This window comes from Terriglobales bacterium, from assembly GCA_035573675.1.
Classification (GTDB): domain Bacteria; phylum Acidobacteriota; class Terriglobia; order Terriglobales; family Acidobacteriaceae; genus DATMAB01.
Window position 1 is genome coordinate 189,657 of the sequence record DATMAB010000015.1, and the last position, 26,312, is coordinate 215,968.

The window sequence follows — 26,312 nt, forward strand, 5'->3', positions numbered from 1 at the left end:
ACGGATTCAGTATAGCGCAGCGTTGGCGCGGTCCGATGACGCCTCAGGCCCCGAAACGAAAGGGCAGTTTCAGAATGTCGGTGACGCGCCGAAGCTCGAAATCCGGCGTCTCGTCGGGGCCTTCCGGTTCCAGCTTGCTGAACTCTCCATGGCGCACGCGGACGGTATGCATGCCATGGCGGTTCCCTGCCCCGATCTCGCTCGAGGGCCGGTCGCCCACTACCAGAAAACGCCGTGGATCGCGCTCCACGGTTTCCAGCAGCCGTTTGAACAACTGTTCCTTGGTGACGGTCTTGTTGGTATCGGCGAAGAAGATGCGCTCGACCGCGGGCTCGCGGTCCAACCCTAAAGACCGCACTTTGGCGTGCTGCGTGGGTGGATGGCCGTAGCTGGCAATGAAGATGCGGACTCCGCGCCGGTGGAGCGTTCGCAGCAAGGTTCGCACCCCGGGAAACAGATGCAGGCGACGGACCGGTGTCTGGAAGAAAGCCCGGCGCGCGACCTGATGCAGCCGGGCGCTGAAAGGGATGCCGAAGTGGCGGCACACTTCCCGGTCGATGGGCTCCAGGCGGGGATCGCGCTCGAACGCCCGCAGGCGCACACGATGAATGGCACGCGCCGAAGCGGGCACGCCCGCCCGGGCCATGGCGCGGGCGGCCTGGTAATGGGCGGCGCGCACGCGCTGCCCAAGGCAATCATAGAGCGTGTCGTCGAGGTCAAAGATGACTACGCTGATGAGCGGCCGCCGGCCAGTGCCTCCGGTCTTCCGCTGCAACCTGGTTTTGGCGGGTGAGCGCTTCGCGCGACGCTTCCTATCGGTAGGATTGGACGGCGGCTTCTTCGTCATCGAAGATCTCGAACAGGTTGAGCAAGCCGACGATCTTCAGGGTCTGCATGGCGAGCTTGGAAGGGCTCACGAGCTTGAGCGACCCCCCGCGCTGTTTGGCCGAGGTGAGCGAGCGCACCAGCACACCGATGCCACTGGAGTCGATCATGGGGACCTGGGCGATGTTGACCACGATGCGGCTGTCGCCACCGTTCAGCAAGTCTTCCAGTGTCTGGCGAAAGCCATCCACGGCGTCGCCGATCTTGAGGTCACCGCGGAGCTGCACTACGAACACATCGGCGAACTTCCGAACGTTGATGTCCAATCCTCATCCTCCCTCGATCTGAAGGCGGTGGCACAGCCGCGACCTAGCTTACCATCCGGGAGCGCGAAAAGGCAGCGGGGCGCCGCGTTGACACGCTTCCGAGCGTTTGCTACAGTGCGCGCTCAAGTTAAGGAAACCTCCGCCAGTTTACAAGGAAACAGTTTCCAACCACGCAGGTCGCGGGCGTGGAGTGTCCGCGGCCCTGACCCTGGAGCGCTATGGCGACGCAACGGTCCGGCTACGCGATTCCCTACGCCGACCTGGCCACTGCCTTACTAGCCACGAGTGAGGTCGCTCCGCGGGCCCGGCTGCTGGCCGAGCAGGCTGCCAACGTCGTGCCCGGGGCGGCGGTGGTGATCTACATCCTGGATGAGGATGGCGCGTGGGCGCCGAAGGCCACGGTTGGCGAAGTGGCCTACGAGGACGCCGCCATCGAGTTCGGCGCGGGGACCCTGGGTCAGATGGCGGAACGAAACGAGGCAGTGCTCTTCACCGGTTCCCAACTGCCGCGCGAGTCGTATGCCCACCTCAACGTGCGCCGCACCGTGGTTTCCCTGGCGGCGATTCCCCTGGTGGCCGAGGAACGGCTCGTGGGCGCCATGGAAGTGCTGAGTTTCGAGGAGCCCATCAGCGATGCGGCCGCAGGAGCGCTGGTCGAACTGGGACAGTTCGCGGCACTCGGGCTGGCTGCCGGCGTGGCTTACGAGAACGAGCGCAACACGCAGTTGCAATCCATCACCCGCATCACCCAGATGTACGACCTGGAAAAGGTCTTCAATGCCACGCTGGAGATGGAGGAACTGCTTCCCGTCATCACGTCCAAGTTCCAGGAAGTGATGAATGTACAGGCGGTGAACCTGTGGCTGGTCGAGGATGAAGCCCTGGTCCTGATGAGCCGGGCCGGTGACGATGCCGCCTACGAGCTGGAGGCCCGGCAGGCGACGGGCGAAGGGATCGTGGCCGAGGTGGCCGACTCCGGCGAAGGCGTGTGCATCAGTTCCGCCGACGATGAACGATTGCGAAAACGCAATGCCCGGGTGGAGGAAGGCAAAGGTGCGTTTTCCATCGTGGCGGCTCCCATCATTCACCAGGATTCCGTGGTGGGCGTGGCCGAAGCCGTCAACAAGACCGACGGGACGCCCTTCGACGAGGACGACCTGTTCCTGCTCACGACGATCTGCGAGACGGCGGCCAACGCCCTGCACAATGCCGAGCTGCTGCAGGCCGAGCGCAAGGTCGAGATCCTGGAACTGCTGGTGCAGGTAAGCCAGGAGATCACCTCCACGCTGAACCTGGACCGCGTGCTGCAGACCATCGTCAACGGCACGCAAGCGGTGATTCCGTTCGAGCGCGCAGCTCTGGCGCTGGATGAGCACGGGAAGCTGCGCCTGCGCGCCATCTCAGGCATGACCGAGGAGACCGTCGATCTTTCCCTGCCCCACGTGGCCGCGTTGAACGAAATCCTGCAATGGGCGTCGGCGACGCAGGAGGAGATCTACGTGCGGCAACACGGGGAAGAAATCGATGAGCCGCGCGAGGAGACCCGGGCCAAGTTCCAGGAATATTTCCGCAAGACGGGCGCGCGCGCATTCCATGCGCTTCCCCTCACCGACGATTCCGGCCGGGTCGGCATTCTCTCGTTCGAGAGCAGCGACCCGGATTTCCTGACGCCGGCGCACCTGGAGATCATCAAGGTGCTGGCGGGCCAGGCGACGGTCGCCCTGCGCAACGCCCAGATGTACAAGGAAGTCCCCTTCATCGGGGTGCTGGAGCCGGTGCTGGAGAAGAAGCGAAAGTTTATGGCACTGGAGCAGCGTCGCCGCAAGGCGATACTCATGCTGGCGGGAGCTGTCCTGGCATTCCTCGTTGTGGTGCCGCTTCCGATGCGGGTGGATGGGAACGCAACCGTCGCACCGGTGCGCCGGGCCAAGATCCAGTCCGAGGTCGAAGGCGTGGTCGGCAAGGTGTACGTGCGAGAAGGAGATGCAGTCACGCGTGGCACCATCCTGGCCGATCTGGAGGACTGGAACTACCGTTCGGCGCTGGCGGGCGCGGAAGCCAAGTATCAGACAGCCGTAGCGGAGATGAACCGCGCTCTGGCGGCCAACGACGGCACGGAAGCCGGCAACCAGCGAATCCAGGCGGATTTCTGGGCCTCCGAGGTGGCTCGCGCCCGCGAGCGTCTCGAGCGGACGCATTTGCGCTCGCCCATCGACGGCGTGGTGGCCACGCCCTACGTGGAGAACTTTACCGGCCGGCACCTGGAGCCAGGGGATGAATTCGCCGAAGTGGTGGACGCCTCTCATGCCACAGTGGATCTCGCCATTGACGAGCGCGACGTGGCCCTGCTCGAAGCCGGCCATCGCGCCTCGCTGAAGCTGGACAGTTTCCCCACCAGCACGTTCAGCGGGCGCGTAACCGTGGTCAGCCCGCAAGGCGAGGCCAAGGAAGAAGGGCGGATGTTCTATGCCCGCATCGATGTGCCCAACCCGGACGGCAGGCTGCGTCCCGGTATGCAAGGCCGGGGCAAGGTGTGGGTGGGCTGGCGGCAGGCCGGCTACGTGTTCTTCCGTCGTCCGGCGATGTGGGCCTGGTCAAAACTGTGGTCGTGGGTTGGATGGTAGGAGCAGGAATGCAGGAATCCAAGAATGGATCGCGGGTGCTCCCGGGAGTTGTGATGCTGGTCGCATGTGGGCTGGTGCTCGCAGGTTGCAGCAGCAGCGGGTCGAAACCCTCAACACCGGCGGGATCCTCTCCGGCCCAGCCGGCGAGCGCGGCTCCGGTGCCGGCGCAAGCGTCGCCACCGGCGACCACCTTCGTCGCCTCCGGACCCCTGGTGGTGGAGAACCAGGTCGACGTTGCTGCCCGCCGTGAAGGGGTGGTAGCGCAGCTTCTGGCCGATGTGGGCACCCCGGTTCGGGCAGGCCAGGTTCTGGGCCGGCTTGATGACCGCCAACTTCTGGCGGACATGGACATGGCCCGGGCGCGAATCGCCCAGATCCAGGCCAACGTGGAAAACTGGGAGGCTGAGGTCAAGGTGCTGGAGGCCGACCGCGAGCGTGCCGAAAAGATGTGGGAGGCGCAGCTCATCACCAAGCAGGACCTCGACCATGCGCGCTTCAAGCTGGTGGCCGATCAGTTCGAGTTGCAGCGCGAGCGTGAGGCCTTGAAGAGCGTGACTGCGCAGGCGCGTTCCATCGAACTGGAACTCGAAAAGACACGCATCGTAGCTCCTTTCAACGGCGTGGTGGCCCGCCGGTACGTGCGTGTAGGCCAGAAGGTCGCCCTCGGCGACCGGCTGTTCTGGGTGACTGCGGTGGCCCCCTTGCGGGTGAAGGTCGCGTTGCCGGAGCAGTTCGTCAGCAAGGTGAGATCGGGCACCGAAGTGACGGTGACACCAGCCTACTCGCCAGAGTCGAAGTACACGGCGCGCGTGCTCCGGGTGAGCCCGGTCGTCGATCCCTCCAGCGGCACCATCGAAGTGCTGGCAGAACTGGAAGGCGCGGTGGATGCGCTGAAGCCCGGAATGACGGTCAACGTGCTCTTCGATGCCGGGCCATGAACCTCACCGAGGCTTTCAACACCGCCCTACCCGACATCCCCGCGCTGAGCCGGGAGTTCCTTCCCAAGCTACGCCCCAACCTGCTGGCCCGCGAGCATGTGGTGCGGGGCACACCGGTCGTGGTCGGTGTGCTGCCGGAATCGGGCATGATTTACCGCTGGACGCCCGAGGAGTGGGAGCTCCTCAAGTTGTTCGATGGAGTGCGGACGCTGGAGCAGATCTCCGAACTGCACGCTGAGCGGACAGGCGTGCATTACTCCGTAGAGGTTCTGCGCGAGATCGTGGAGGTCCTGGACGAGCAGGACTTCTGGTACAAGACGCCGCTCGAACAGAACGTAGCCCTGCAGGAACGTCTGGCCGAGGAGAGGCTGAAAAAAGCCAAGCGGAAGTCGAAGTATGGGGATGTCGCGGACCTGCGCCTGATTTACTGGAATCCTGACAACTATCTGCACGCCATCTATCCCCACCTCAAGTTCATCTACTCGCGCTGGTTCACCGTGGCCAGTTTTCTGGCCATGGGCTTCACCGTGTACATTCTGGCCGACCAGTGGGACCGGTTCCTGGCGGACACGTTTCGCTTCTACACCTTCACCCTCTATACGCCGTCGCAGTGGGCGGTCTTCTGGCTGCTGACCTGCTTTGTCCTGTTCATCCACGAGAGCGCCCACGGGCTGGCCTGCGTGCACTACGGCGGGCACGTGTACAAGATGGGCTTCAACCTGATCTACCTGTCTCCGGCCTTTTATACCGAGGCCCAGCAAATCTTCGTCCTGGGTAACAAGTGGCAGAGGCTGAATACGATTGTCTGGGGAGTCTGGTCGGAATTGTTGCTCTTCTTCGTTGTGACGCCCATCTGGTGGGGCACACCGCCGGGCAGTGCGGTTCGAGAAGTCTGCTACATGCTGATGCTGGTGACCGGTGTGGCGGTCATCCTGATCAATTGGAACCCGCTGATCAAGCTCGACGGCTACTATGTGCTGACGGAGCTGCTGGAACTGCCGATGCTCAAGGAGGAGTCCACGGCCTACGTTACCAGCTGGGTGAAGAAAAATATCTGGAGGCTGCCCGTCGAAGTTCCGTTCGTGCCCCGGCGGCGGCGGCTTGGATACGTGGTTTATTGCTTGTTGTCCGGCGTGTACAGCTACAGTCTTCTTCTTTTCGTTACCCGGCTGGTAGGCCGAATCGCGACCAGCTACAGCCCGGAGTGGGGATTCCTGGTGGGTCTGGCCGTCGGATATCGCATCTTCCGGTCACGCATTCACGCGTTTGGGAGGCTTATGAAAGCCGTCTACCTGGACAAGAAAGATCGTGTGCGCCTCTGGTTTACACCCCGGCGGCGATGGGCGACCGCCTTGGTCTCCGCCGTCGTACTGTTTACGCCCTTCTGGAGAGAATCGGTCGAAGGGCGGTTCGTGCTCGAGCCACGAGAGCGGGCCGTTGTGCGGGTGGTGGTCCCGGGATGGGTGGCCGCTGTCCAAGCCGATGAAGGCCAGACTGTGGCCGCGGGGGCTACACTTGCCCGCCTGCAGAATCTTCAACTGGAGACGGAAAACGCCCGCGCTCGGGCGGACTACCGGCTGGCCTCCAACCGCGCCGCCGGGGCTTACCTGCAGTATGCGGCCTTCGGCGTGGCGGATCAAGAACGCCGGCGACTTCAGGAGCGCAGTCGCGACCTGGAGGACCAGTACGCGCAACTCGAGTTGAAGACTCCCATCGCGGGCACGATACTTACCCCGAGAGTGCGCGATCGACTGGGATCGTACCTGGAAGCCGGAACCGAATTGGCCGAAATCGCGGACATCACGGCGCTGCGTGCCCGCACCTATGTGCCGGAATTCCGACTGCGCAAAGCCAAGCTGCTTGCGGATGCAGACCTGCTGCTCGAATCTTCCATGGTCTCCAGGCACGGGAAGGTGGTAGCGATTGCGCCGGTCTCAGTTGAGACCGCGCCGGGAGGGTCTGCGGAAGCAATCTACAAGGGCATCGGATCGGCGAAGCTCTACGCGTGCGAAGTTCTCGTGGATAACCCCGACCGCAGCCTGCGGCCCGGAATGAGTGGAACCGCAAAGATCTACGGCGAACGTCGGAGCCTGGCGGGGTTGATTTGGGAGCCGGTGCGCAACTTTGTCTCGTTTCGCGTTTGGTAAGATAAAAAAAGGCCGCGCGACGTACGCGCCGCGCGGCCCTGGCTGAGACTCAATTGCGGTGCAGGAGCGGACTTACCGCAGTCCGCCACCTCCCTGGAAGCCGCCTCCACCCTGGAGACCGCCGCCGCCCTGAAGGCCACCACCGCCTTGCAGGCCGCCTCCGCCCTGGAGACCGCCGCCACCCTGGAGACCACCGCCTCCTTGCAGGCCGCCTCCACCCTGAAGGCCACCAGCGCCTTGGAAGCCGCCCTTCCTGCCGACCAGCCTCTTGGCAGTACCTCGCTTGGCAATCACGGCCTTCTTGGCAGCCGAGCGGCTCTTGATCAACGATTTCTTCTTCATTTCAAATCCCCCTGAATGTCTAGTTTGAGTTTGTCCTAACTTCCCCACTTGGCCTCTGGATTGAGCAAGCTGGTGACCAAAGTCACATTTCCTCAAGAGCCGCAAAATCAGTGACTTGCACAACCATGCAAACCCTTGCATGCAGCTAGAAGGCAGCGAGGACCAAAAATTTGACCTACGTCCGTCAAGAATTTGGTCGCTAAATCTTGTATTTACGGCAGAGATAGCCCATCTTGCGCGGGTCGATACGGAGTAATTGAGCGGCAGCCACCTTCTTGCCACCCACGCGGCGCAGGGCTGTCTCGAGATAGGCCGCCTCGATGCGCTCCATCTCCTTCACGAAGTCGATTCCCTCCTCTGGGATGAGCAAATCCTCGTGCCGGGCGGTGCTTTCGTAAAGGATGGGGCCGGGCAGGTCTTTTACGGTAATCACTGGCCGTTCCACCATAAGGACAAGCCTTTGAATCAGGTTTTCGAGCTCGCGCACGTTGCCGCGCCAGGGATTCTCTTCCAAGACCTCGAGGACTTCGGGATCCACCCGCTTCAAAGGGACATTGTTCGCCGCGCAGTACAGCCGGAGGAAGTGATCCACAAGCAGGGCGATGTCGCCCTGTCTCTGGCGGAGCGGCGGCAGAAAGATGGGGATGACGTGAACGCGGTAGTAAAGGTCCTCGCGGAACCGTCCTTTGCGGACGCCGTCTTCCAGATCGTCGTTCGTGGCCGTAATCAGCCGGAAATCGATCTTTTTGGCCGCCTTGGCGCCGATGCGCTGCACCGCCCTGTCCTCGAGTACGCGCAGTAGCTTGCTTTGCAGGGCCAGCGGAAGCGTGCCAATCTCGTCCAGGAACAGCGTGCCGCCGTGGGCCGCTTCGATGTGGCCGGGCCGTGAGGCGACCGCGCCCGTGAACGACCCTTTTTCATGTCCGAACAACTCCGCCTCGATCAAGGTTTCCGGGATGGCCCCGCAATTCACGCTGATGAAAGGCTTGTCCGCCCGCGGGCTGCTGCGGACGATGGCCCGAGCCACCAGCTCCTTGCCCGTGCCGCTCTCCCCTCGGATCATGACTGTGGTATTGGTTTGGGCGACGCGCCGGATGGCGTCATAGACGCGGCGCATGGGCTCGCTGCCCCCGATCAGCTCACAGAAGGAGTACTTTTGGGAGACCTGCTCGCGCAGCCGCCGGTTCTCGATCTCCATGCTGCGCCTCTCCAGGGCGCGTTCCAGCACAATCCGCAGCTCCTGGAAATCCACCGGAGCGACAAAGAACTCGTCCGCACCGACCTCCCCTGCCTTCAAGCGAACCTGGCGGCTGCGTGTGCGGGTAAGGGCAATGAGGACGAAATCGTGGTTGATGCGGCGGAGGTCGCGCAGCACGGCCAGCCCGTCCTCGGTGTCCTCGCCGGCCGTGTCGATGTCTACGATGAGCGCATCAAGGGGCACCTGGTGCAGCAGGGGCAGAATCTCCCCCTTCGACTGGAGGAAGCGCGTGTCAAAGGCCGGGGCAAAAAACTTCTCGACGTCCGGCAGCACGGATTCGTCCGTGGTCACGATTGCGATCCGGCGCACCGGGCCGGGCGTGATGGAAGCCAGCATCTCTCCTCCCTCCACGCGAAACGGGGAGAGGGATTATAGACCAAATTTTTGCCGCTGGTGGATAAAAACTGGACAGAAACAAAAGGCCCCTCCACACGAGCGGAGGGGCCCTTCCGCTACGCAGTTCCTAGGCGTCGGTGGATGGCCGTCCCGACCAGCCGTGCAGCCCTTGCTTGATGATCCAGCGCAGCACGTTGTTGTTGTTGTAGTAGTAGCCGAGGACGTACTGGCAGGTCGACAGACAGTGGGAGTTGCACACTTTCTTCATCTCCTCCAACTGCTGGAAATCGAACTTGTGGTCCCAGATCTGTCCCCAGTCGGTCTTGGCCGAATACATGGGGAAGCAAGGAGCCAGGGTCCCGTCGGTACGGATGACGCACGAGTTCCATCCCGCGCGGCAGTTCCAGGGATACGTCACGCCGCGCATGAAGTCCTTCATCTTCCGCAGGTGGTCTTTGGAATTGACCATGATGTAGCCCTGGGCGTTCTTCTCAATCAGCCAGTCCAGCAGCGCGTCCACACGAGGCCAGTCCTCGCGCAGGATGTAGGTGACGTTGTCATTCAGGTGCTGGAAGTGAGGCTGCTCGATATAAGGGGGCTCGTTGATGTGCACGTCGGTGGAGATGCCGTTGTCGTGCGCGATCTCGGTTAGCTTGTACACGTCGTCGATGTTGTTGCGGCAGATGTTGGTGTTGAAGACGATCATATAGCCGTACTGCCGCTGCTGCTTCACCAGGTACTTGAACTGCTTCTCGATACGCTTGAAGTTCTTGGGCAGCCCGGGCCTCTCCTCCAGCGCGTCGACGGCGAGATTGATGGCGGCCACGCCGGCGTCGCCCACCCGGTCCACAAAATCCTCGTTCATCAGGATGCCATTGGTGGGCAGGTAGACGAAGAACCCGTTCTTGGTGCCGTAGTCGACCACCTTCAGGATCATGTCGCGGCGCAGCAGCGGTTCGCCGCCCATGATGGCGATAACCCGGCATCCCACCGACTTCAGCCAGTCGATGGAACGGATGGCGGTCTCCTCCGTCATGCCCTTGACCTTGTTGTTGAACGCCCAGCAGTAGTGGCAGTCCACGTTGCATTTCCATTCGGTGAACAGATAGGAAAGCAACGGGCGGAACTGGTCGGAATACACCCGCGACTGCACGTAGGGCACAAACCAGCGGCGGAACGCACGCACAAAGTTGTTGGCGTGGTAACTCCGCGTGTTGAGCTCCGGCATTAAGCCTCCTTGAGGGTTCGAAACCAGGCCCAGCCGAGGCAGGCCCAGCATGCTACAAAGTGAATCAGGATAAACAGACGCTTCTTATCCTACAAGGGTAAAGGCTTTAAAAATACGGGACTTACAGCGTATTGTCGGTAACCGGGGCTGAAAGGCCGAAGTCCCCCATTGAATGGGAAGGCTCCATCACAGACATGAGTGACAAAGACCGAGGCTGGGACCAACGGTATTCCGAAGACGCCCATGGCCCGTCGCAGCCGGACGACTTCCTGTTGCGCGCCTGGAACGAGCACATCCTGCCCCGCTTCCCTGTCCCGGGATCGGCCCTGGATGTGGCCGGCGGTCTGGGCCGCCACGCCCTTTGGGTCGCATCGCAGGGCTGGCAGGTCACGCTGGTGGACTCGTCCGAAGTGGCAATCGCCAGGGCGCAGGCCGCAGCCGCACAGCGTGGCTTGATGCTGAACGCGGTGGCAGCGGACCTCAGACGATACGAGCTTGGAAACTCACGCTTTCACGTGATTCTGGTCTTCTTCTACCTCGAGCGCGCCCTCTTTCCTGCCCTGGAAAATGCGCTCTGCCCGGGCGGCATTCTGCTCTACAAGACGTACACGCGAGAGCAACTGCGGTTCGCGGGCGGCCCTCGCAACCCCGAGCATCTGCTTACACCGGGTGAACTCGGGCGCGCTTTTCCCCGCTTGCAGGTGCTGGATCACCGCGAAACCTTGACCGAGCGAGCTGTGGCGGAGTTTGCAGGGTTGCGGCCCGTGCAGGCGTGATTGGCGAAACCCCTCGACGCCTCTAGAATCGAACAGTTCGAACCATGGCGAAGAAGAAGCACGTACACGGCCACGCCACCGCGCAACTGCCGCTGCGGCGCAACCACTGCTTTGCCTGCGGAAGGGATAATCCTGACGGCATGCATCTGCGCTTTTACTATGACGAGGATCGCCGCTGCTTCGTTTCCAGGTTCCGGCTGCCGCGGCGCTTCCAGGGACCGCCGGGACACGCCCATGGCGGCATCATCGCCACGGTGCTCGATGAAGCCATGGGCAAGGTAAACAAGCTGCGGTCGGTCATCGCCCTGACTTCGCAGATGAAAGTGGAGTACTTGAAACCCGTGCCGTTACGAAAGCCGCTGCTGGTGGAAGCGCACGAAGTTCGCGTACGCGGCCGGCGACACCTGAATGCGGCGGAGATCCGCAACGAGAAAGGCGAGGTACTGGCGCGCAGCCGCGGAACTTTCATCGCCATCGACCCGCACAAGATGTTCGCCAAACACATGCGGGGACTGCGGACCAGCTAAAATCGCCTCAGTGCGCGGCCCCGGCAGGTTGGGCCTCCAGAATCCGTTCCCGGCCCAGCCGGAGGACCTCCTTCACCAGCAGAACGAAATCCTCGAAACGGCTGCGATGGTTGCAAATGGCCACGCGCAGCGCGAACCGCCCGTTGAGCACAGTGGAAGAGGGCGCGGCCACGCCGTTTTCCTGCAGGTCGGCGAGGAGGGCCTGGTTAAACGCCGCCAGAGCAGGCTCGTCCCACCCCGGGACGGTGTGCCGGAAGCACACGACGTTGAGGGGAACCGGAGCGAGCAGCTCCAGATTCTCCGAATCCGCGACCAGTCCGGCCAGATACGCGGCCTGACGCACGTTCTGCTCAACCAACTCGCCGTACCGGCGGAATCCGTGTTCCTGCAGCGCCATCCAGATGCGCAGCGCGCGGAATCCCCGTGACAGCTCGAAACCATACTCATTGAACCAGAGCGGGCCGCCGCTCAAGCCCCGCTGGGCCCGGTTCAGGTAGGAGGCGGGCCGCGTATAGGCGGCGTGGTGATCGTGGGGACGCCGGATGAGCACGCAGCCGGCGTCGTACTGCACGTGTAGCCACTTGTGCAGGTCGAGGGCGAGCGAATCGGCCCGCTCAATTCCCCGCACCAGCGGCTTCAGGCGGTCAGAGAGCACCGCGAACCCACCCAATGCGCCGTCGACATGGAGCCACAAGTCTTCGTCGCGACAGAGGTCCGCCAGCTCCTCCAGCGGATCGAACGCGCCGGTGTTCACCGTGCCGGCGTTGCCCACGACGCAAAATGGCAAGAGGCCCGCTTCCCTGTCCTGGCGGATAGCCTCTCGCAGCAGTTCGATGCGAATGCGGAAATCGGCGTCCACCGGAATCATGCGCAGGGCGTGTGAGCCAAGCCCAAGCAGCTCCACGGACTTGCGTACCGAACTGTGCGTTTCCGCGGAGGCGTAGAGGACCATGCGCCGCGGGAGGGACTGGATACCTTCAGCAGCGATATCCGCTTCTGCCTTGGCGTTGCGGGCCACGGTGAGCCCCACGAGGTTGGAGGCGGAGCCGCCGGTGGTGAGAATGCCACTGGCTTCCGGCAAATACCCCATCGCTTCCTTGAACCACCCGATCACTTGGCGTTCGACCTCGACCGCCACCTGGTCCGCGCCAAACACGTTGCAGTTCATCACACCTTCCAGCAACTGGGCCAGCATGCCGAAGGGAGTGCCGCTGCCGATGACCCAACCCCAGAAGCGGGGATGAATGTTACCGGTGGGATACGGAAGGATCAGCCGCTGGAAGTCGGCGTACACCTGTTCCGGATCGCGCGGCTCCAGGGGCCGGCCGCTATCGAGTTCGTCACGCACCTGGCTGGGAATCGGCTTCCATACCTCGCGATCGCGCACGGTCTCCAGGTAGCGGAACACATCATCGATCATGCGGTGCCCGAGGTCGCGCAGACGGGACCAATCCTGCGGATCAAGGGTGATCTCGGGTTTCTCCGGCAGTTTCATTCCATCGTCCTCCTCGAAAGGTCCAATCGCTGATTGGACTGCTCCAATAGAGTAGTGGCGTGCTACCATTCACAGTGTTCGGGCGTATTTTCTTGGCTTAGAGAAAGAATCAGAATATCCAATTGCGAGTTGGCTATGGCTACAGCGGTGAGTCTCTGCAAGATGATCAAGCCCGTGAACGGTGAGGGTCCGCTCTACGGGCGGTTGCTGGCCGCCCTGGAAGCAGCCATCCAGGAAGGCACGCTGTCGCCGGGATCGCGGCTGCCCTCGGAGCGCGATCTGGCGGAAGAGCTGGGCATGAGCCGCACCACCGTCACCACAGCGTACCGGGAACTGGAGTCACGCGGCCTGGTGCGCGGACACGTGGGCCGCGGCACGTTCGTTTGCGCTCCGCCGCAAGCCGATGACGCGCCCTTCGCCTGGCGCGGCAAGGTCTCCACACGCGTACAGCGCACCAGCGATCGCGACTTCCACGAGCTGCTGCACGACTCGGTGAATCCGGCACTGATCTCCTTCGCCGCCGGGTGTCCCGCAGTGGACTGCTTCCCGTTTGACGAGTATCAGCGCATCGCCCAGCAGGTGATGAAACGCGAGGGGCCACGAATCCTGGGACTGGCCGCCACCGAGGGCCAGCCGGCGCTGCGCCGGGCCCTGGCCGCGCGTATGGATGTAAAGCCGGACAAGGTGCTGGTGGTTTCCGGTTCCCAGCAGGCGCTGGATCTGCTGGCTCGCTGCCTGCTTGACCCGGGCGACACGGTGTTGATGGAGCGTCCCAGCTACGTGGGCGCCATCCGGAGCTTCCGTTCAGCCGGAGCCAATCTGGTGGGCTGGGACGTGAGTCGGAACGATTTCGACGAACTCGAAGACCTGATCCTGCGCTATCGGCCGAAACTGTTCTACATCAACCCGACCTTCCAGAACCCGACGGGCCGCACGCTGGCGCTGCGCGAGCGTCGCGATCTGCTGAAGCTGGCGGCACGGTATCGCTTGCCGGTGATTGAGGACGACGCGTATCGCGAGCTGTGCTACGAAGGACCGCCGCCCCCGAGCCTTCGCGAACTCGACGAGCACAACATCATCATCTACCTGAGCACGTTCTCGAAAGTCCTGGCGCCGGGACTGCGACTGGGTTGGATTGTGGCCAGCGAGAGCATCGTGGACCAATTAGCCGAGATCAAGCTGACCCTCGACCATTTCACCGAGGGCCTGGGACAGTTGGTGGTGGCGGAGATGCTCCGCACCGGGTTGTTCGACCATCACGTGAAAAAAGTGCGCGGCGAACACAAGAAGCGCCGCGATGCTCTGGTGGGCTCGCTGCGTCGCGAACTGCCGCCGCGAACGCTGGAGTTTTCCGTGCCGGGCGGCGGGATGTATCTGTGGTGCCGTCTGGCGCAGCACTTGGAGAGCAAGTCGCTGCTGCGGGCGGCCATGGCCGGCGGCGTGGTGTTCGCCAACGGCGAGCTGTTCTATCCCGACCCCTGCGGGGGGCGGGAATTGCGGTTGTGCTACTCCGCTCTGCCGGTGGAGAAGATCGAAGAGGGGGTGCGTCGGCTGGCGCGCAGCCTTGGTTCGGCGGAGTTGCGCCGACCGGCTGCCGAGCGGCAAACCATGCCGATGGTGTAAGGCTTCGGTCCGGAGCAGTTCGTGCTCCGGCGTAAAATGTAGGTTGGAGTCATCCGGAATCGGCGCAGCAGAGCGCCAGGAATGCGAGGGAATATGTCAGAGGCCAATGGAACGGGCGGCCTCCGCCTGAAGACGGGCCTGGCGGAGATGCTCAAGGGCGGCGTCATTATGGACGTGACCAACGCCGAGCAGGCCAAGATCGCTGAGGACGCGGGAGCGGTCGCGGTGATGGCTCTGGAGCGAGTGCCGGCGCAGATCCGTGCCGAAGGCGGCGTGGCGCGCATGGCCTCGCCGCGGAAGATCCGCGAGATCATGGAAGCGGTCACCATTCCGGTAATGGCCAAGTGCCGCATCGGGCATTTCGCCGAGGCACAGATCCTGGAAGCGCTGGGCGTGGACTATATCGACGAGTCGGAAGTGTTGACGCCGGCCGACGAAGAGCATCATGTGGACAAGCATGCCTTCCGCGTCCCCTTTGTCTGCGGCGCGCGCAACCTGGGCGAGGCGTTGCGGCGCATCAGCGAAGGCGCGGCCATGATCCGCACCAAGGGCGAAGCCGGCACCGGCGACGTGGTGCACGCCGTGAAGCACATGCGCGCCATCATGAAAGACATGCGCGCGCTCACCACCCTGCGCGAGGACGAACTGTACACTCGCGCCAAAGAACTGCAGGCGCCGGTCGAGCTGGTTCGCCTAGTAGCTAAGGAGGGCAAGCTGCCGGTGCCCAACTTTTCCGCCGGCGGCATCGCTACGCCGGCCGACGCCGCCCTGGTCATGCAGCTGGGCGCGGAGGCGGTGTTCGTCGGCTCGGGCATCTTCATGAAGAATTCCACCGAGTTCGCCGATCCGGAAGATGCCATGCGCCGGGCGCGCGCCATCGTGCGGGCGACCACGCATTACCAGGATCCGGCCGTACTGCTCGAAGTCAGCGAAGACCTGATCGGCGCGATGCGCGGCCTGGCGGTCGCCGGCCTCGCCGAAGCGGACATGTTGCAGAAGCGCGGCTGGTAGTCGGAAGCACTATGAAGACCGGAGTTCTCGCCATTCAGGGCGATTTTGACGCTCATCGCAAGCGTCTCGAAGAACTGGGCGCGGAAGTCGTCCTGGTGAAAAAGGCCGAGCACCTGGATGCGGTGGACGCGCTCGTAATCCCCGGTGGCGAGTCCACGACCTTCCTCAAATTCCTCGAGCGTGGCGGGTTCTTCGAGCGACTGCGCGCGTTCGCCCGGACGAAGCCCGTGTTCGGCACCTGTGCGGGCGCCATCCTGCTGGCGCGCGAAGTGCTCAATCCGCCGCAAGCGAGTTTGGGGGCACTCGACGTCCGCGTGCGCCGCAATGCCTATGGTCGGCAACTGGAGAGCTCCATCCGCTGCGGCGAGACGCGACTGGCCGGCGGGCCGCTGGAGATGGTGTTCATCCGCGCTCCCAGGATCGAAGCGGCGGGTCCGGGAGTCGAAGTGCTGGCCACCGAGAGCGGCGATCCTGTCCTGGTGCGTCAGGGCAAGGTGATGGCGGCGACCTTCCATCCCGAGCTTTCTGCTGATCCGCGCGTGCACAAGGCCTTCCTGGAGCTGGCGCACAACGGTTCGCGCTGACGGCTCGGAGTTTTCGATTGCTTCTTTTCCGTCGTATGCTATTCTTTCGCGTTCGCTTGCGGCATTCTCATTGGAGAAAATGCCTGCGAACGGTTCTGCAAACCGCCAAACAAACCTGACCCGAGGTCTTGCCGAATGGGCGTGGCGTTGTTGGTCGTTATCTGGCTGATCACCCTAGTCAGTACCTACTTTTTCTACACCGGGCAGTGGTCGCCGCTGCCGCTGGCCTCGGCGCACGGCGCTGCCATCGACAAGCAGATGGCGCTGACCATGGTGCTGATGGGCGTGGTGTTTCTGGCCGCGCAACTGGGGTTGGGACTGTTCGTCTGGAAATATCGCGACCGCAGCGGCGCCCCGGCCGCCACGTACTCGCACGGACACATCGGCCTGGAGTGGACCTGGACCGCGCTGACGGCGGTTCTGTTCGTCGGGCTGAACCTGATGGGTTACAACGTGTGGGCGGCCAACCGCATTCACGGCGCCGGGCCCAACGCCATGCAGGTGGAAGTGACGGCGGTGCAATTCACCTGGTACTTCCGCTATCCGGGGCCGGACGGCAAGTTCGGCCGCGTGGATTACCAGAAGAGCGACGCCTCACTGGGCAATGAGGGAGCCCTGGGCCTGGATGACACCGACCCCGCCAGCAAGGACGACATCGTCGCCGGCGTGCTGATGCTTCCCGTCAACAAGGAAGTGGACGCTACCTTGCGGGCGCAGGACGTCATCCACAACTTCAATGTGCCGGCCATGCGCGTGAAGCAGGACGCCGTCCCCGGTCTCATGGTCCACACGCATTTCACCCCTACCCAGACCGGCGACTTCGAAGTTGCGTGCGCTGAGTTGTGCGGGTTGGGACATTACAAGATGCGGGGCACGGTGCGCGTGGTCAGCGAGCAGGAGTTCAACCAGTGGATGGCGGAACGCCAGGCAGAGAAGCAACAACAGTGACCAGAAAGCGCTGCAAGGACTTCACAGGAGAACCACGTCGATGAGCGAAGTGCACGCCGAGGCGGCAGTCCACGCGCATGCCGCGCCCACGGGCTTCATCCGCAAGTACATCTTCAGTCTCGATCACAAGGTCATCGGGATCCAGTACTACTTCCTGGCGCTGGTGGCGGTCTTCGTGGGGATGTTCCTTTCGCTGCTGATGCGCATCCACCTGGTCTGGCCCATGGCGCACCTGCCCCTGCTGGGTGAGATCAAACCGGAAACCTATCTCACGCTGCTCACCATGCACGGCACCATCATGGTGTTTTTCGTGCTCACCACGGCTCCGCAGAGCGGCTTCGGCAACTACGTGCTGCCCATCCAGATCGGCGCACCGGATATGGCCTTCCCGGTGCTGAACATGCTCTCGTTCTGGACCACGTTCCTCTCGTTTGTGATCATGCTGGCCGCTTTCTTCGTCGAGGGCGGAGCGCCGCTGCACGGATGGACAGGATACGCTCCCCTGAGCGCCATACCTTCCGCCGGGCCCGGCCAGACCCTGGGCGCCGACCTCTGGATCATCAGCATTGCAGTATTTTGCGCGGCCTCGCTGATGGGCGCGCTGAATTTCATTACGACGACGCTCGACCTGCGGGCACGTGGTATGTCGCTGATGCGCCTGCCGCTCACCTGCTGGAGCTGGTTTATCACCGCCATCCTCGGGCTGCTGGCCTTTGGCGTACTGGCCGCTGCCGGCATTCTGCTGTTGCTCGACCGCAACGTGGGCACCAGCTTCTTTGTGCCCGGCGGGCTGGTCATGACGGGCGTGCCCGTGAAGCATCAGGGCGGCTCTCCCCTGCTCTGGCAGCACTTGTTCTGGTTCTTCGGACACCCGGAGGTGTACATCGCCATCCTGCCCGGCATGGGCGTGGCTTCGCAGGTGCTGTCAACCTTCTCGCGCAAGCCGATCTTCGGATATCGGGCGATGGTCTACGCCATGCTTTCCATTGGCATTCTGGGTTTTGTGGTTTGGGGGCACCACATGTTCATGAGCGGCATGAGCCCCTATTCGGCCTTTGCCTTCTCGGTGATGACCATGGCCATCGGCGTACCTTCGGCCATCAAGACCTTCAATTGGCTGGGCACTATCTGGCGCGGACGCGTGCGCTTCTATACGCCCATGCTGTTCGCCATCGGCTTCGTTTCCCTGTTCGTGAGCGGCGGGCTGAGCGGGCCCTTCCTGGCGCAGCCGCAGCTCGACATCAACTTGCACGACACGTACTTCGTGGTGGCACACTTCCATCTCATCATGGGCGTAGCTGCGATCTTCGGCATCTTCGCAGGCACCTACTATTGGTTTCCGAAAATGTTCGGGCGCATGATGAACGAGCGCCTGGGACAGGCACACTTCTGGCTGACCTTCATCGGGACCTATGCCATTTTCATGCCCATGCACTACCTGGGCATCGCCGGACATCCGCGGCGCTACTCGCAGCTCACGGAGGTGAAATTCCTGGAGCCGCTGATGAGCCTGCAGGAGTTCATCACCATCGCGGCGCTGATCACCATCGGCGCGCAGATCATTTTTGTCATCAATCTCTTTTGGAGCATGTTCAAGGGCGCCAAGGCCACGGCCAATCCGTGGGAGGCTACGACGCTCGAGTGGACGGTGCCTTCGCCGCCGCCGCATGACAATTTTGGCGGCCGCGTGCCGGTGGTGCGCCACGGGCCCTACGAATACGCCGTGCCCGGCGCTGCCAGGGATTACGTCATGCAAAACGAGGAGAGTACGGTACCCGCGCATTCCTGATGGCCACGCTGACTCATCCCGTCACGGTCGAAGAGCGCGAGCCGCGCACGGGCGGCATAATGCCGCCGCCGGCCCCGCCACGAGACGGCAAGAGCGAAGGCCCTGGTCCGGGCTTTACGCCTGCCGACCGCTTGCGTCGCTACCGCATCGGCCTGGCCGTTGGATTGACTCCGGTGCTCATGCTGTTCGTCTCCTTTACCAGCGCCTATATCGTCCGACAGGGCCTGGGAGATGACTGGAGCGCCATTGCCCTGCCGCCCATCCTCTGGATGAACACGATCATCCTTCTGGCCAGCAGCGTGACGGCGGAGAAGGCGCGCCGGATGGCCGGCATTGCCCAGGAGTCAGGCGGATTGTGGCTGGGCATCACGCTGATCTTGGGTCTGGGCTTCCTCGCCGGCCAATGGATCGCGTGGAAGCAACTGGCGGCGCAGGGCATCTTCATCGCCTCGAATCCCAGCAGTTCGTTCTTTTACCTGCTGACCGGAAGCCACGGCGCACACCTCGTAGGAGGGGTGCTGGCGCTGGGCTACGCGGCGCTGGCGACGCGCTTTCACCGGCCGCCGGAAACCCGGCGTATTGTCGTGGACATCGCCACCTGGTATTGGCACTTCATGGATCTGTTGTGGCTGTACATCCTGGGCCTGGTGTATTTGGCGCAATAGAAACGACACGAGGAACCACACGATGGCTGAAGCTGCTGTGCATCACCCGATGAGCGACGCGTATGAACCGCCGCTGTTCGGAGCCTACTCGAAGAAAGTAGGCATGTGGCTGTTCCTGCTCTCCGACTCGCTCACGTTCGGGGCGCTGCTGTTCGCTTACAGCTACGGGCGCATCGCGACCCCGAACTGGCCCACGCCGTTCGGCGCCCACAGCATCGCCAACGCCAGCATCATGACCGCTTGCCTGCTCTCCAGTTCGCTGACCATGGTTCTGGCTGTCCTGGCGAGTCAGCGCGGCGACCGCACGTGGCGCTTCAACTGGCTCCTGGCCACCATGTTTTTCGGCGCTGCATTCGTGGTGCTGCATGCCTTTGAATGGGAAGGGCTGATCAAGGAAGGGATGCGGCCCTTCAGCAACCCCTGGGCGGCGGACGTCCCCCAGTTCGGCGGGACGTTTTTCGCGCTCACCGGCATGCACATGCTGCACGTCACTATCGGCGTCATCTATCTGGGCGTGATCGCCATGGGACGCAAGTTCATTCCCCTGCTGGTGGGACTGTGGCTGGTCGCCTGGCTGGCGACGCCTTCCAGCAGCGTGTTCCACTATGGTTCGCACGTCCTGCTGGCCTGTGCGGTCATCGCCGGCATGGTGGTGTTGTTCAAACCCAAGAACTATGATGCCCGCGATGTCGAAGTCAGCGGCCTGTACTGGCACTTTGTGGACCTGGTCTGGATGTTCATCTTCCCCCTGGTGTACCTAATGTCTACCAGGGTGTGAGCGGAGAAGGCGGAATCATGGCACACGACGCAACGGCGACTCACGACCACGGGAAGGCCCAGTACTTCTGGGTGTGGGGCGCGCTCCTGGCCATCACCGGGATTGAGATCGTCCTGGCCTACAAGCAAGTGTTCGACCCGCTGCACATGCTGATCGTGCTGCTGGTGCTTTCCGTGATCAAGGCGGCGCTCATCATTGCCTACTTCATGCACCTGAAGTTCGAGATCGTACGCATGAAGGTGACGCTGATGGCAGCTCTGGTGGTGTGCTTGACGCTGATGTTCGTCTTCTTTGCGGATGCCTTCCGCATTCTGCAATTGGGAGCCAGATGAAGTTTCGCCCCATCCTTCTGGCACTGTTCCTGCTGGCTGCCTCTTCGGTTTGGGGCCAGTGCTCGATGTGCGCCACCGGAGCGCAGGCCGCCGACCGACGCGGTCAGGCGGCCCTGCGCCGTGGAATCGTAGTGCTGGCCATCCCCCCGGTAGGCATTCTGCTGGCGCTGGTAGGTGTGGCGTTTCGCTACCGCAGCGAGCGGAACGATCCCGACTAGTTGCGGGCCGCGACCTCGCGGCGCGTTTTCGCCGACTCCCCGCTCTCCATACCCAGCAAAGCCTGCTTCCTGCGCACACCCCAGCGGTACCCGCCCAGGTCGCCGTCGCCGCGAGTAACGCGGTGACAGGGGATAGCGACGGCCACCGGGTTGGCGGCGCAAGCACGTGCCACCGCCCGTGCGGCAGAGGGTTGCCCGAGGGCTCGAGCCACCTGGCCGTACGACCGGGTGGCCCCGCGTGGAATGGCCTGCAGGTAACGCCACACCCGGCGCTGGAACGCCGTGGCCTGGATATCCAGCGGCAGCGTAGCGTCGAGCTTTTCTCCGCGCAGATAGTCCACCAGGGTCTTGCAGTAGCCGGCGAGGGCGCCATCGTCTCGCTTACGCACGGCGAACGGGTACTCGCGACGCAGCCCCTGTTCCAGCTCTTCGTCGGAGTGTCCGAACCGGACTGCACAGACACCCTTGGGCGTAGCGGCGACCAGCATCCGTCCCAACGGCGATTCCGAACACGTGTAATGAATGGGCGTGCCGATGGCGCCGCGCCGGTAGGCGTCCGGAGTCATGCCGAGCTGCGAGGACGTGCGCTCGTAGAGCCGGCTGGTGGAACCGTAACCCGCCTCATACATGGCGTGGGTCACCGACCGCCCCGCCTGGAGTTGCCGCTTGAACCGCTCCATGCGGCAGGAGTCCGCGTATTCGCGTGGCGAGATGCCCAGCGCATTCTTGAACGTGCGCTGCAAGTGGAACGGGCTCTGCCGGAAGACCGCGCCCAGGGTACGCAGCGTGACGGGCTCGTCCAGGTGGTTCTCGATGTAGCGGCAGATCTGCTGCACCAGGGTTTGCCTGCGGTTTCCAGCCGAGCGCGGCCGGCAACGCAGGCAGGCCCGGAATCCGGCGCTCTCCGCTTCTTCCGGCTTGCGGAAGAAGAGCACGTTCTCGCGGCGCGGGCGGCGCGAGGCGCACGACGGCCGGCAATAGACGCCCGTGGTCTTTACTGCGAAGTAAAACTCTCCGTCGCGGCTGGGATCGCGCGCCAGCACAGCTTCCCACCGGTCGAGTTCCGGGCTGCCAGCGGCCAAACCTGAAGTCTCCTGAACGGGCATTGTACTGTTTGTCATGCTGCAACTTTAGCCGCAGTCAAGTTTCCGTTGCTATCCGGTTCTTGCGGTCAAATTCGGGATTTTTCAGCGCAGGGCGCGTTCCGCACGCCGGGACTATAATCGGGGGTTCCGCACCTCTCGCGGTGAGCGCCAGTGGCTGCGGCAATCGACCCATGGCAGCGGAAAGCATCGTGGTACGCGGGGCCCGCGTCCACAACCTCAAGAACATCGACTTCGAGATTCCCCACAATACCCTGACCGTAGTGACCGGGGTGAGCGGGTCGGGCAAGTCGTCGCTCGCCTTCGACACCATCTATGCCGAGGGACAGCGGCGCTACGTAGAGTCGCTTTCCGCCTATGCCCGCCAGTTCCTGGAGCGCATCGAGAAGCCGGACGCCGACCTGATTGACGGCATCGCTCCCGCGATCGCCATCCGCCAGAAGAACACTACCCGTAACCCGCGCTCCACCGTCGCCACGGCCACGGAGATCTACGACTACCTGCGCCTGCTCTTCGCGCGCATCGGCCGCACCTATTGCATGGAATGCGGCTCGGAGGTCCGGCGTGACACGGTCGATGAAGTCGCCGATGCGGTTCTCGCTCTGGGCGATGGAGCACGGCTGCAGGCGCTTTTCCCGCTGCATCCGCGGATGGCATCCCCACCTCCGGCAGAGGCTGCAGGGAAGCCGAAGACGCGTGGGAAAAGGAAGAAAGCCACGTCGGTTGCGCCCGACAGCGATCTCCTGAAGGGTCGGTTGTTCGAGCTGCGCAAGCGTGGATTCAACCGTCTGTATCAGAATGGCCAGGTGTTCGAGTTCTCGACGCCCGAGTCGCTGCTGGATGTGGACTTCTCCGCCCCTGTTTTTGTCCTGGTCGACCGGCTTTCGGTCTCTGCTGACGCCCGGGCACGCGTTGTGGATGCGGTTGAGACCGGCTACCGTGAGTCCGGTGAGGTCGTTTTCGAGACTGCTCCCGACGGCCGACCGCCGGAACGTTTGCGCTTTGCGCAGCGCTTCGAATGCAAGCGCTGCCACCTGCGATACGAGGAGCCCGAGCCGCGGCTGTTTTCCTTCAACAGTCCGTACGGCGCCTGCCCGCGCTGCCAGGGTTTCGGAAACACCATCGATTTTGACCTTGACCTGGTGATTCCGGACAAGTCCAGGAGTCTGGGCGAGGGCGCCATTGATCCATGGACCAAGCCCAAGTATCGAGTGTTCTTTAACGAGTTGAAGCGCTTCGCTCGGGCACGCAATCTACCCCTCGACGTGCCCTGGTCCGAATTGCATCGCGACGACCAGCAGTTGGTGCTTGACGGCGAAGGCAGGTTCCCGGGCGTGCGCGGCTTCTTCGCCTACCTGGAACGAAAGAAATACAAGTTGCACGTCCGCGTGTTCCTGAGCCGCTATCGCGGCTACGCGGTTTGCCCGGCGTGCCACGGAACCCGGTTGCGAGTGGAGGCGCGCCAGGTGCGCATTGCCGGCAAGAGCATCTGTGACATCTGCCGCATGACGGTGGAAGAAGCAGCGCGGTTCTTCCGGGAACTCGAGCTTGGCATTGCCGAAGCTGCAGTCGCTGAACGCGTGCTGCAGGAAGTGCGGGAGCGGCTGAAATTCCTGAATGACGTGGGCCTGGAGTACCTGACGCTCGACCGCCTGGCCTCCACCCTGTCTGGCGGCGAGGCGCAGCGCATTCAACTGGCTACGTCGCTGGGTTCGCGGCTGGTCGGTTCACTCTATGTGCTGGATGAACCGTCTATCGGGCTGCACAGCCGGGACACCTCGCGGCTGGTCGGCATCCTGCAGGACCTTCGGGATCAGGGCAATACCATCCTCGTGGTCGAGCACGACGCCGAGGTCATGCGCAGTGCTGACCGGATTCTCGACCTAGGTCCCGGGCCCGGCGAGAACGGTGGCCGCGTCGTGGCGGCCGGCTCCTTCGACCAGATCGTTCGCTGCGGCAATTCGCTCACCGGAAAGTACCTGGCGGGGGAGTTACACATTCCTACGCCGGCGCAGCGACGCAAGCCGGGGACGCGACAGATCAAGTTGTTCGGGGCGCGAGCGCACAATCTGAAGAATCTGGATGTGGCCGTCCCGCTGGGGTTGATGGTGGCGGTTACGGGAGTTTCAGGCTCCGGCAAGTCCACGCTGGTCTATGACGTCCTCTATCAGGCCCTGGCCGCGGCCAAGGGGCAGACAAACGGCGCGACAGGCGCGCAGGGCCTGTTCGACCGCCTGGAGGGCGCACATCATGTCCAGGAGGTGGTTCTGGTCGATCAGTCGCCCATCGGTCGCACTCCGCGATCGAATCCTGTCACCTACCTCAAAGCGTTTGATCCCATCCGCGAGTTGTTCGCTTCCCTGCCGGACTCCAAGAAGCGGGGCCTGGGACCGGGACATTTCTCCTTCAACATCCCGGGCGGACGCTGCGAGGCCTGCCAGGGGGATGGCACGGTCACCGTCGAGATGCAGTTTCTGGCGGATGTCGAGCTCGTATGCGAGGAATGCAAGGGAACCCGTTACAAGACTGAGGTCCTGGCCATCCGCTATCGCGGCAAGAACATCCATGACGTGCTCGAACTGACCGTGCGCGAGGCCATGCAGTTTTTTGCCGGCGTTCCCAGAATCGTGGAGCGCCTGCGTGTGCTGGACGAGGTAGGCTTGAGCTATCTTCGCCTGGGTCAGTCGGCCACTACGCTTTCCGGCGGCGAAGCCCAGCGCCTGAAGCTGGCCGCCCGCCTGGGTTCCTCAGCGCGCGCCGGAGAGCTGGAACGCGGCCGGGCCTCCAGTGAACGGGAAGGGAAAGCGCCTCCCCACGTTCTCTACATGTTTGACGAGCCGACGACCGGTCTGCACTTCGACGACATCAGCAAGCTGCTGGCGGCGTTCCAGCGGCTCATCAAGGCGGGCGGGACGGTACTGGTGATCGAGCACAATCTCGACGTCATCAAGACGGCCGACTGGATAATCGACCTGGGGCCCGAGGGTGGTGAACGGGGTGGCGAAATCGTGGCCGTTGGTCCTCCGGAAAGCCTGGCAAGAAACCCGCAGTCGCACACCGGACGCTGGCTGGCGCGCATCTTAGGAATCGGTGGGAATGGGCGTGACCATGGCCGTCGGTAGAGCCGTCGCTGCGTTGCTGGTGCTGCTTCTCGTTTGCGGCGCGACTTTCGCCCCCGCCCAAACGCCGAAGAAATCCAGCAGCCAGAAGACGGCGCGAAAGCGCGTGCAGGTGGCCGACGTCTCCGAGCGGATACTTCGAGCGGAAGCGGCCATCGACAAGCAGGACTTCCCTGCCGCCGAGCGCCTGCTGCTGGAGGAAGCCGCTAGCAGTCCGAAGGACTACCGGGTGTGGTTCGATCTCGGTTTGGTGTACACGGCCACCGATCGCCGCAAGGAGGCCATCGACGCCTACCGCAAGGCGGTCGACGCACAACCCGAGGTTGCCGAATCCAATCTCAACCTGGGCGTGTTGCTGGCTGCGGAAGGAAATCCGGAGGCCGCTATCTTCCTCCACTCCGCTGCCCGACTCAAGCAAGCTCCGCAATCAGCAGAAGCGCTGGCTCACGCCTGGATGTCCCTAGGCCGCGCTCTGGAGAAGGATCGACCTGCCGAAGCTGTGGCCGCCTATCGGGAGGCGTCCCTCTTGCGCCCCCGGGACCCGGAGCCGGTGATCTCTGCTGCGGCGGCTTTGGAGCGGCAGGGAGACCTGCCAGCTGCGGAACTCGAGTTCCGCAAAGCCTTGGAACTGGATCCCAAATCGAGTGACGCCCTCGGTGGCCTGATCAATGTGTACATCCGCGGCCAACGGTTGCCGGAAGCGGAGCAGACACTTCGGCACTATCTGAACGTGGATTCCGGCAACGCAACCGCTCGCCTGCAATTGAGTCGCGTCCTGGTCGCGCAGGGGCGCACGGATGATGCCGCGGCCGAGCTGCAACAGATGCTGCAGGCGGTGCCCGATGATCCCGCTGTGCAACGAGAACTGGCGGATCTGTACCTCAAGGCCGGCAGGTACTCGGACGCTGAGGGTCTGTACCGTGCGCTTGTCCAGAAGCAGCCCAACGATGCTGCGCTTCGCCATGCGCTGGGAGTCATCCTGCGGCACGAGCAAAAATATGCCGAAGCGGAGACCGAACTGGTCCGGGCCCTGAGTCTCAAGCCGGACCTTGCTGAGGCCTACGGAGACCTCGCTGTCACGGCCAACCTGAACAAGAACTATGCGTTGGTCCTGAAGGTGTTGGATGCGCGCGTCCGCTACCTCCCGGACACCGCCGCTACCGTGTTTCTGCGGGCCACGGCATTCGACAGCTTGCGCGACTATAAGCAGGCAGCGGAGAATTACCGGCGCTTCCTGGCCATGGCAGCCGGGAAGTATCCGGAGGAAGAGTGGAAGGCGCGTCATCGCCTGAAAGCGATCGAACCGCAGTAGTAGGAGCC

At 63.2% G+C, this 26,312-nt stretch carries 23 protein-coding genes; 17 read left to right on the plus strand and 6 right to left on the minus strand.

Features of this window, described 5'->3' with window-relative positions; translation table 11 throughout:
* Nucleotides 1–43 precede the first annotated feature (43 nt).
* Nucleotides 44–775: an HAD family hydrolase gene (locus VNK82_06370; GenBank protein HXE90572.1), complete on the minus strand. Its 732-nt coding sequence runs from the start codon at nucleotides 773–775 to the stop codon at nucleotides 44–46.
* A 37-nt stretch (nucleotides 776–812) separates the two neighbouring features.
* Entirely contained in the window at nucleotides 813–1,151 is a 339-nt protein-coding gene (locus tag VNK82_06375) for an STAS domain-containing protein (GenBank protein ID HXE90573.1), read from the minus strand.
* 218 nt (nucleotides 1,152–1,369) lie between these two features.
* Here VNK82_06375 and VNK82_06380 point away from each other — a divergent pair, with 218 nt between their 5' ends.
* The 4 genes from VNK82_06380 (at nucleotide 1,370) to VNK82_06395 (ending at nucleotide 7,217) form a co-directional block, all read left to right on the plus strand.
* On the plus strand, nucleotides 1,370–3,775 hold the full coding sequence (locus tag VNK82_06380; protein HXE90574.1) for an efflux RND transporter periplasmic adaptor subunit: 2,406 nt from the start codon (nucleotides 1,370–1,372) through the stop codon (nucleotides 3,773–3,775).
* Between the two features lie 8 nt (nucleotides 3,776–3,783).
* Nucleotides 3,784–4,713 (plus strand): efflux RND transporter periplasmic adaptor subunit, encoded by a 930-nt coding sequence (locus VNK82_06385; GenBank protein HXE90575.1) that lies wholly within the window; start codon nucleotides 3,784–3,786, stop codon nucleotides 4,711–4,713.
* Nucleotides 4,710–6,860 (plus strand): HlyD family efflux transporter periplasmic adaptor subunit, encoded by a 2,151-nt coding sequence (locus VNK82_06390; protein ID HXE90576.1) that lies wholly within the window; start codon nucleotides 4,710–4,712, stop codon nucleotides 6,858–6,860. Before VNK82_06385 ends, VNK82_06390 begins: the two co-directional genes overlap by 4 nt.
* 147 nt (nucleotides 6,861–7,007) lie before the next feature.
* Nucleotides 7,008–7,217, plus strand: coding sequence for a hypothetical protein (locus VNK82_06395; GenBank protein ID HXE90577.1), 210 nt, complete (start codon nucleotides 7,008–7,010; stop codon nucleotides 7,215–7,217).
* A 184-nt stretch (nucleotides 7,218–7,401) separates the two neighbouring features.
* On the opposite strand, the gene VNK82_06400 is transcribed toward VNK82_06395, so the two are convergent.
* On the minus strand, nucleotides 7,402–8,796 hold the full coding sequence (locus VNK82_06400; protein HXE90578.1) for a sigma-54 dependent transcriptional regulator: 1,395 nt from the start codon (nucleotides 8,794–8,796) through the stop codon (nucleotides 7,402–7,404).
* 127 nt (nucleotides 8,797–8,923) lie between these two features.
* A complete protein-coding gene (locus VNK82_06405; protein HXE90579.1) occupies nucleotides 8,924–10,024 on the minus strand; it encodes a radical SAM protein in 1,101 nt (366 codons plus the stop codon).
* Nucleotides 10,025–10,218: 194 nt separating this feature from the next.
* Here VNK82_06405 and VNK82_06410 point away from each other — a divergent pair, with 194 nt between their 5' ends.
* Both VNK82_06410 and VNK82_06415 read left to right on the plus strand, forming a co-directional pair.
* Complete coding sequence (locus tag VNK82_06410) at nucleotides 10,219–10,800, plus strand: class I SAM-dependent methyltransferase (GenBank protein HXE90580.1); 582 nt, start codon at nucleotides 10,219–10,221, stop codon at nucleotides 10,798–10,800.
* Between the two features lie 44 nt (nucleotides 10,801–10,844).
* Nucleotides 10,845–11,327, plus strand: coding sequence for a PaaI family thioesterase (locus VNK82_06415; GenBank protein ID HXE90581.1), 483 nt, complete (start codon nucleotides 10,845–10,847; stop codon nucleotides 11,325–11,327).
* A gap of 7 nt (nucleotides 11,328–11,334) precedes the next feature.
* Here VNK82_06415 and VNK82_06420 read toward each other — a convergent pair whose 3' ends face one another.
* Nucleotides 11,335–12,822: an aminotransferase class V-fold PLP-dependent enzyme gene (locus tag VNK82_06420; GenBank protein HXE90582.1), complete on the minus strand. Its 1,488-nt coding sequence runs from the start codon at nucleotides 12,820–12,822 to the stop codon at nucleotides 11,335–11,337.
* A 147-nt stretch (nucleotides 12,823–12,969) separates the two neighbouring features.
* Here VNK82_06420 and VNK82_06425 point away from each other — a divergent pair, with 147 nt between their 5' ends.
* From VNK82_06425 to VNK82_06465, 9 genes are all read left to right on the plus strand, one after another.
* Entirely contained in the window at nucleotides 12,970–14,445 is a 1,476-nt protein-coding gene (locus VNK82_06425; GenBank protein ID HXE90583.1) for a PLP-dependent aminotransferase family protein, read from the plus strand.
* Between the two features lie 93 nt (nucleotides 14,446–14,538).
* Nucleotides 14,539–15,456 (plus strand): pyridoxal 5'-phosphate synthase lyase subunit PdxS, encoded by a 918-nt coding sequence (pdxS, locus tag VNK82_06430; protein ID HXE90584.1) that lies wholly within the window; start codon nucleotides 14,539–14,541, stop codon nucleotides 15,454–15,456.
* Nucleotides 15,457–15,467: 11 nt separating this feature from the next.
* Nucleotides 15,468–16,040 carry a pyridoxal 5'-phosphate synthase glutaminase subunit PdxT gene (pdxT, locus tag VNK82_06435; GenBank protein HXE90585.1) on the plus strand — a complete coding sequence of 191 codons (573 nt, stop codon included), beginning with the start codon at nucleotides 15,468–15,470 and terminating at the stop codon, nucleotides 16,038–16,040.
* 147 nt (nucleotides 16,041–16,187) lie between these two features.
* Complete coding sequence (gene coxB / locus VNK82_06440; GenBank protein ID HXE90586.1) at nucleotides 16,188–16,988, plus strand: cytochrome c oxidase subunit II; 801 nt, start codon at nucleotides 16,188–16,190, stop codon at nucleotides 16,986–16,988.
* Between the two features lie 40 nt (nucleotides 16,989–17,028).
* On the plus strand, nucleotides 17,029–18,777 hold the full coding sequence (locus VNK82_06445; GenBank protein ID HXE90587.1) for a cbb3-type cytochrome c oxidase subunit I: 1,749 nt from the start codon (nucleotides 17,029–17,031) through the stop codon (nucleotides 18,775–18,777).
* Nucleotides 18,777–19,442 carry a cytochrome c oxidase subunit 3 gene (locus tag VNK82_06450; protein HXE90588.1) on the plus strand — a complete coding sequence of 222 codons (666 nt, stop codon included), beginning with the start codon at nucleotides 18,777–18,779 and terminating at the stop codon, nucleotides 19,440–19,442. Before VNK82_06445 ends, VNK82_06450 begins: the two co-directional genes overlap by 1 nt.
* A 22-nt stretch (nucleotides 19,443–19,464) precedes the next feature.
* Nucleotides 19,465–20,220 carry a cytochrome c oxidase subunit 3 gene (locus VNK82_06455; protein HXE90589.1) on the plus strand — a complete coding sequence of 252 codons (756 nt, stop codon included), beginning with the start codon at nucleotides 19,465–19,467 and terminating at the stop codon, nucleotides 20,218–20,220.
* 17 nt (nucleotides 20,221–20,237) lie between these two features.
* Nucleotides 20,238–20,552, plus strand: coding sequence for a cytochrome C oxidase subunit IV family protein (locus VNK82_06460; protein ID HXE90590.1), 315 nt, complete (start codon nucleotides 20,238–20,240; stop codon nucleotides 20,550–20,552).
* Nucleotides 20,549–20,770, plus strand: a complete 222-nt coding sequence (locus VNK82_06465; GenBank protein HXE90591.1) for a hypothetical protein — start codon at nucleotides 20,549–20,551, stop codon at nucleotides 20,768–20,770. The genes VNK82_06460 and VNK82_06465 overlap by 4 nt, the downstream gene beginning before the upstream one ends.
* Here VNK82_06465 and ada read toward each other — a convergent pair.
* The gene (gene ada, locus VNK82_06470; protein ID HXE90592.1) at nucleotides 20,767–21,852 is read right to left on the minus strand and encodes a bifunctional DNA-binding transcriptional regulator/O6-methylguanine-DNA methyltransferase Ada; all 1,086 of its coding nucleotides are present in this window, start codon (nucleotides 21,850–21,852) and stop codon (nucleotides 20,767–20,769) included. The genes VNK82_06465 and ada overlap by 4 nt on opposite strands.
* Nucleotides 21,853–22,046: 194 nt before the next feature.
* On the opposite strand from ada, the gene uvrA reads away from it, so the two are divergent.
* Together uvrA and VNK82_06480 are read left to right on the plus strand one after the other, a co-directional pair.
* Nucleotides 22,047–24,995 (plus strand): excinuclease ABC subunit UvrA, encoded by a 2,949-nt coding sequence (uvrA, locus tag VNK82_06475; protein ID HXE90593.1) that lies wholly within the window; start codon nucleotides 22,047–22,049, stop codon nucleotides 24,993–24,995.
* On the plus strand, nucleotides 24,982–26,304 hold the full coding sequence (locus VNK82_06480) for a tetratricopeptide repeat protein (protein HXE90594.1): 1,323 nt from the start codon (nucleotides 24,982–24,984) through the stop codon (nucleotides 26,302–26,304). The genes uvrA and VNK82_06480 overlap by 14 nt, the downstream gene beginning before the upstream one ends.
* Nucleotides 26,305–26,312 lie beyond the last annotated feature (8 nt).